1 protein-coding gene is annotated in these 6,973 nt (G+C 76.7%); it reads left to right on the top strand.

Going from position 1 to position 6,973, the window contains the following annotated elements:
- Positions 1 to 6,973, top strand: a 6,973-nt coding sequence (locus ACWDSL_RS50715) for a beta-ketoacyl synthase N-terminal-like domain-containing protein (protein ID WP_450496216.1), incomplete at both ends; no start/stop codon positions are given.

Genomic DNA, 6,973 nt, shown 5'->3' on the forward strand with positions numbered 1-6,973 from the left:
CCATCAACTGGCACACCTGGTTCCCCACACCACCAGCCCCAGACACCGAACCACCCAACCTCCCCACCTACCCCTTCCAACGACAGCGCTACTGGATGGCGGGCGATCGCCCGGCCGGCGACGTCAGCGCGGCGGGCCTGCGGCCGGTGGGCCACCCGCACCTGTCGGCCGCCACCGGCCTGGCGGACGGCGGCGTGCTGCTCACCGGCGTTCTCCCGGCGGCCGGGAACGCCGGCTGGCTGGGCGAACACGAGGTGGCGGACGTGGCGTTGCTGCCCGGCGCGGCCCTGGTCGAGTGGGCGCTGCGGGCGGCCGACGAGTCGGGCTGCGGCGGGGTGGAGGAGCTGACGCTCCAGCTGCCGCTGACCCTCTCCCCGGAGGGCGAGCTGCGCGTGCAGGTGTTGGCGGAGGCCCCGGACGGCGAGGGCCGCCGCGCCGTCAGCATCTGCTCGCAGCCCGCCCCCGCCGCCGTGGACGGCTGGACGGTCCACGCCACGGGCACGCTCGCCCCGCCCGTCACGGGCGATGCGGCCGGGATGGAACTGGCGGGCGCCTGGCCCCCGCCGGGCGCCGAGCCGCTCGACATCGGCGGGCTGTACGCGGGTGCGGAGGCGGCCGGTTACCGGTACGGCTCGGCGTTCCAGGGCGTCCAGGCGGCGTGGCGGCATGGCGCCGACCTCCTCGCCGAGGTGGCCCTGCCCGACGCCGACGCCGACACCGACACCGACACTGGCGAGTTCGGCATCCACCCGGCGCTGCTGGACGCCACGCTGCACCCGGCGGCGCTGGGCGGACGGCAAGAGGAGGGGCAGCTGTGGCTGCCGTTCACCTGGAGCGGCGTCACCCTGCATGCCGCCGGCGCGCGCCACGTCCGCGTCCGCCTCCGGGGCGGCGGCAACGGCGGCCGGGAGCTGGGCGTCGTGGTCGCGGACGCGGCCGGCGCCCCCGTGTTCAGCGCCGAGGCGGTCGCGATGCGCCCCGCCGACGGCGAGGCGCTGCGGGCGGCCCAGCGGCGTTCACCCTCCGCCGGCGGCCTGTACACGGTGGAGTGGCAGCCGCTGCCGGCTGAGGCGCCCGCGCCGGACGAGCCCAGCGAGACCTGGGCGAGCCTCGGCACGACGGGCAACGCCGGGGCGGCCGGGCGCCGTTACGCCGACGTGGCGGCGCTGCTGGACGCGCTGGACGCGGGCGAGCCCGCGCCCCCGGTGGTCCTCGCCTCGCCGGACACCGACAGGGACGCGGAAACGGACCCGGCGGCCGTCCGGCGCGCGTTGCGGCTCCTCCAGGAGTGGCTGGCCCAGCCGCGGCTGCTCGACTCCCGGCTGGTGCTGGTCACCTCGGCTCCGGCGGTGTCGGGCCTGGTCCGCGCGGTCCAGGCCGAGCACCCGGGCCGGTTCACACTGGTCGACCCCCGCGCCGGGGAGAGCCCGGCCGGGGCTGTCCGGCGCGCGCTCGACGCCGACGAGCCGCAGCTCGCGATCGGTCCGGACGGCGCCGTGTCGGTCCCCCGTCTGACGCCCGCCGCCGAACCCGACGCGGCCGAGGCCCCCGACCTCTCCGGCGGCACGGTGGTCATCTCCGGCGGCACCGGCGTGCTCGGTGGCCTGATCGCCGAGCACCTGGTGCGCGCGTACGGCGCGGAACGCCTGCTGCTGCTCTCCCGCCGGGGCGCCGACGCCCCCGAGGCGGCCGGACTCCTGCGGCGCCTGGCCGGGTTGGGCGCCCACGCGGAGGTGGCGGCTGTCGACGTCGCCGACCACGCCGCGCTCGCGGACACGCTCGCGGCGCTCCCCGCCGGCCACCCGCCGATCGGCGTGGTCCACGCCGCCGGCGTGATCGACGACGCTCTCGTCGCGGCGTGGGACGACGACCGCCTCGCCCGCGTCTGGACGCCGAAGGTCGAGGGCGCCTGGAACCTCCACGCCCTCACCCGCGGGCTGCCGCTGCGGATGTTCGTGGTGTTCTCCTCCGCCGCCGGGGTGGTGGGCAACGCCGGGCAGGCCGGATACGCCGCCGCCAACGCCTGGTGCGACGCCCTGGTCGCCCGCCGCCGCGCCGACGGGCTGCCCGGCACCAGCGTGGCGTGGACGCTGTGGCAGCAGACCTCCGCCATGACCGGACACCTCACCCAGGCCGACCTCGCCCGCCTGGCGGGCGCCGGCTCACGCCCCGTGAGCACGCCGCACGCCCTGCGCCTGTTCGACGCCGCGCTGCACGCCGGCCACCCCCTCGTCGTCGCGGCCGACCTGGACGCCACCCGCCTCGGCCCCGAGGCCCCCGCGATGCTGCGCGCCCTGGCCCGGCCCGCCCGCCGCCGCGCCGCCGACCTCCACCACGCGGGCGGCGGTCCTGCGCTCCCCGCCCGGCTGGCCGGACTCGACCCCGACGAGCAGCGCACCCTCGTGCTCCAGGCGGTGCGCCAGCTGGTGACGGTGGTGCTCGGCCACACCACCAACGCGGCGATCCGCGAGGAGGCGGCGTTCAAGGAGCTGGGCTTCGACTCCCTCACCGGCGTCGAGCTGCGCAACCGGCTGGCCGCCGCGACCGGCCTGCGGCTGCCCGCCACCCTCGTCTTCGACTACCCCACCCCCCGCACCCTGGCCGACCACCTCCTCCAGCGTTTGACCGCCACCGCCACCGCCAACGCCACCCCGACGCCGGGAAGGAGAGCGGCGGCGGCGGACGAGCCGATCGCGGTGGTGGCGATGGCCTGCCGCTTCCCCGGCGGGGTGACCTCGCCCGAGGGCCTGTGGGAACTGGTCGCTCAGGGGCGGCACGTGCTCGGCCCGTTCCCCGCCAACCGGGGCTGGGACACGGCGGGCCTGCTCCACCCCGATCCCGACCACCCCGGCACGACCTACGCCGCGCAAGGGGCGTTCGTCTACGACGCGGAGACCTTCGACGCCGCGTTCTTCGGTATCAACCCCCGCGAGGCGCTGGCCATGGACCCGCAGCAGCGGATGCTGCTGGAGACGGCCTGGGAGGTCCTGGAACGGGCCGGGATCGACCCGCACACCCTCAAGGACAGCCTCACCGGCGTCTACGCGGGCGTCATGTACCACGACTACGCCGCCGGCGTGCCGTCCGGCGACCCCCGGCTCGACGGCTACGGCATGATGGCGAGCGCGGGCAGCGTCATCTCCGGCCGCGTCGCCTACACCCTCGGCCTCCAGGGCCCGGCCGTCACCGTCGACACCGCCTGCTCCTCCTCGCTCGTCGCGATGCACATGGCAGCGCAGGCGCTGCGCGCGGGCGAGTGCGAGCTGGCACTGGCGGGCGGCGTGACCGTGCTGGCCACCCCCGAGGTCTTCACCGGCTTCTCCCGCCAGCGCGGCCTGGCCCCGGACGGCCGGTGCAAGCCGTTCGCCGCCGCCGCCGACGGCACCGGGTTCGGCGAAGGCTCGGGGCTCGTGCTGCTGGAACGCCTCTCCGACGCCCGCCGCAACGGCCACCAGGTGCTGGCCGTCATCCGCGGCTCCGCCGTCAACCAGGACGGCGCCAGCAACGGCCTCACCGCCCCCAACGGCCCCTCCCAGCAACGCGTCATCACCCAGGCCCTGGCCAGCGCCGGGCTGTCCCCTGCTGACATCGACGCGGTCGAGGCCCACGGCACCGGCACCACCCTCGGCGACCCGATCGAGGCGCAGGCGCTGCTCGCGACGTACGGCCAGGAGCGCGCCGACGACCGCCCCCTGTGGATCGGGTCGGTCAAGTCGAACCTCGGCCACACCCAGGCGGCGGCGGGCATCGCGGGCGTCATCAAGACGATCATGGCGCTGCGCCACGGCCGCCTGCCCGCCAGCCTCCACGTGGACGCGCCGACCCCGCACGTGGACTGGGACAGCGGCAACGTCCGGGTGCTGACCGAACCCGCCGACTGGCCGGAGACCGGCGCGCGTCCGCGCCGCGCCGCCGTCTCCTCCTTCGGCGCCTCCGGCACCAACGCCCACCTCATCCTCGAACAGGGCCCCGACGAGCCGGCACCGGCGCCGGACGACGCCACCGGCGGCGTCGTACCGTGGCCGCTGTCCGCCCGCAGCGAGGAGGCGCTGCGCGCCCAGGCGTCGGCGCTCGCCGAACGCCTCGGCACGGATGAGGAGTTGCCGGTCAGGGACGTCGGCTGGTCCCTCGCCACGACCCGGGCCACCTTCGAACGCCGGGCCGTGGTCGTGGGCGGCGACCGCGCGGAGCTGACGGCGGCGCTGGGCGCGCTGGCCGAAGGGCTGCCGCACCCCCGCCTGGTCACCGCCCCACCGGCCACCGCGGCGCCCGCGGCAGGCCAGACAGTGTGGCTGTTCTCCGGCCAGGGGAGCCAACGCCCCGGCATGGGCGCCGCACTGCACGCCCGCTTCCCCGTCTTCGCCGACGCCTTCGACGAGGTCTGCGCCCTCCTCGACCCGCATCTCGACCACCCGCTCGCCGACGTCGTGCTCCGCTTTGAGCCGGACCCCGGCCTGCTGGACCACACCACCTACACCCAGGCCGGGCTCTTCGCCCTCCAGGTCGCGCTGGCCCGGCTGCTGCGCGCCCACGGCCTACGCCCGGACGCGGTGATCGGCCACTCCATCGGCGAGATCGCCGCCGCCCACGTGGCGGGGGTCTTCTCGCTCCAGGACGCCTGCCGCCTGGTCGCCGCCCGCGCCACCGCGTTGGGCGCGCTGCCGCCCGGCGGCGCCATGACCGCGCTGGAGGCCACCGCCGAGGAGGCCGCCGAACTCCTGGCCCCCCACGACGGCCAGGTCACCGTCGCCGCCCTCAACGCCCCCACCAGCACCGTCATCTCGGGCCCCGCCGGCCTCGTCGCCCAGCTCACCGCGGACTGGAAGCAGCAGGGCCGCCGGGCCAAGGCCCTCACCGTCTCCCACGCCTTCCACTCGCCGCTGATGGAGCCCGCACTCGACGGCTTCCACCAGGCCATCGCCGACCTCAGGTTCCAGCCCCCCACCATCCCCCTCATCAGCAACCTCACCGGGCAGCCGGCGGGCGAGGAGATCGTCAGCCCCGACTACTGGGTCCGGCACGTCCGCCAGCCCGTCCACTTCCACCCCGCCATCGCCCACACCGCCCCGCACACCGCCGCCTACCTCGAAATCGGCCCCGACGCCGTGCTGACCCCCGCCACCCAGAACACCCTGGACGCGCTGGCGGACGAGCTCGCGCACCCGCCCCTCCTCATCCCGGCCCTCACCCGCACCCACCCGGAACCCGAGGCCCTGGCACACGCACTCGCCCGCCTCCACACCCACACCCCCGTCGACTGGCGCCCCTGGTTCGGCGACGGACCGGCGACCCGCGCGGTCGACCTGCCGACGTACCCCTTCCAGCGCCAGCCGTTCTGGGTCGCGCCCGCCCCCACCGGTCCCGCCGCCCCCGCCAGCACCGCCCTGGCCCACCCCCTCCTCACCGCCACCGCGCCGCTCGCCGACGGCGGCCTCCTCCTCACCGGGCAGGTGCCCGCCGCCGACCACGCCGGCTGGCTGACCGAACACGCCATCGCCGACACCACGCTCCTGCCTGCCACGGCGCTGCTGGAGCTGGCCCTCCACGCCGCCGACCACACCGCCGCCGACCACGTCGAGGAACTCCTCCTCCAGCAGCCCCTCACCCTCGACGCCACCGATCCCCTCGCGCTCCAGGTCATGGTCGGCGCCCCCGACGACAGCGGCCATCGCACCCTCGACGTCTACACCCGCCCCCGGTCCCGCCCCTCGGCCGAGTGGACCCACCACGCCAGCGCGACGCTCGCCACCCAGCCCTCGACCGGCCAGCCCACGGCCGAGACGCTGGCGGAGGAGGCCTGGCCGCCGCCGGGCGCCGAACGCGTCGACGTCACCGGCTTCTACGAGCGCGCCGCCGCGGGCGGCTACCACTACGGCCCCGCCTACCAGGGCCTGAAGGTCCTCTGGCGCCACGGCGACGACCTCCTCGCCGAGATCGCGCTCCCCGACGGCGAGGCCACCGACGCCCTCGCCCTCCACCCGGCGCTGCTCGACGCCGCGCTCCACCCGCCCATCGCGACCGCCGACCCCACCGGCGAGACCTGGCTCCCCTTCTCCTGGAGCGGCGTCACCCTCCACGCCACAGCGGCCACCCACGCCCGCGTGCGCATCACCCCGCGCGGCGACCACGAGTACCGGCTCACCCTCACCGACCCCGCCGGCCAGCTCGTCCTCACCGCCGACGCCATCACCACCCGGCCCATCGACGCCGCACGCCTGCGGAAGGCGGAGTCCGGCAGCGACGGGCTGTACCGCGTGCGCTGGACCGCGCTGCCGGTCGCGGCCGGACGCGAGGCACCGCCGGCGGACGGCTGGGCGGCGCTCGGCGAGGTGTTCGCCGACTCGCTCACCCACTACCCCGATCTCGGCGCGCTCGTCGCGGCGTTGGACGACGGCGCGCCCGTGCCGCCCGTCGTCCTGGTGGCCGGGAACGCCGTGGCCGACACGCTGACGGCGGCTCAGGAGTGGCTGGCCGAACCGAGGCTGGCCGACGCCCGGCTGGTGGTCGTGACACGCGACGCGGTCGCCGTGGACGAGGCATCGGACGTCGAGCCCGACGCGGCGGCCGTCTGGGGCCTGCTGCGCAGCGCCCACACGGAGAACCCGGGCCGGTTCGCGCTGCTCGATCACGGCGGTGGCAACGCCGTTGACGCGCTGCGCGCCGCGCTCGACGCCGACGAGTGGCAGCTGGCGCTGCGCGACGGCGCGACGCTGGTGCCACGGCTCACGGCCCTGGACGCGACCCCCGGCATCGCCCTGCCCGTCGGCACGGCGGCCTGGCAACTGGTCATGGCGGAGCAGCACTCGGGAACCGTGGACGACGTGGTGCCGGAGGAACGCCCCGAGGCGCTGGAGCCGCTCGCACCCGGCCAGGTGCGGATCGCGGTGCGCGCGGCCGGGATCAACTTCCGCGACGTGATGGTGACCCTCGGCGTCGTGCCCGACCGCCGCGGCCTGGGAGGCGAGGGCGCGGG

The organism is Streptomyces sp. NPDC000941, assembly GCF_053599555.1.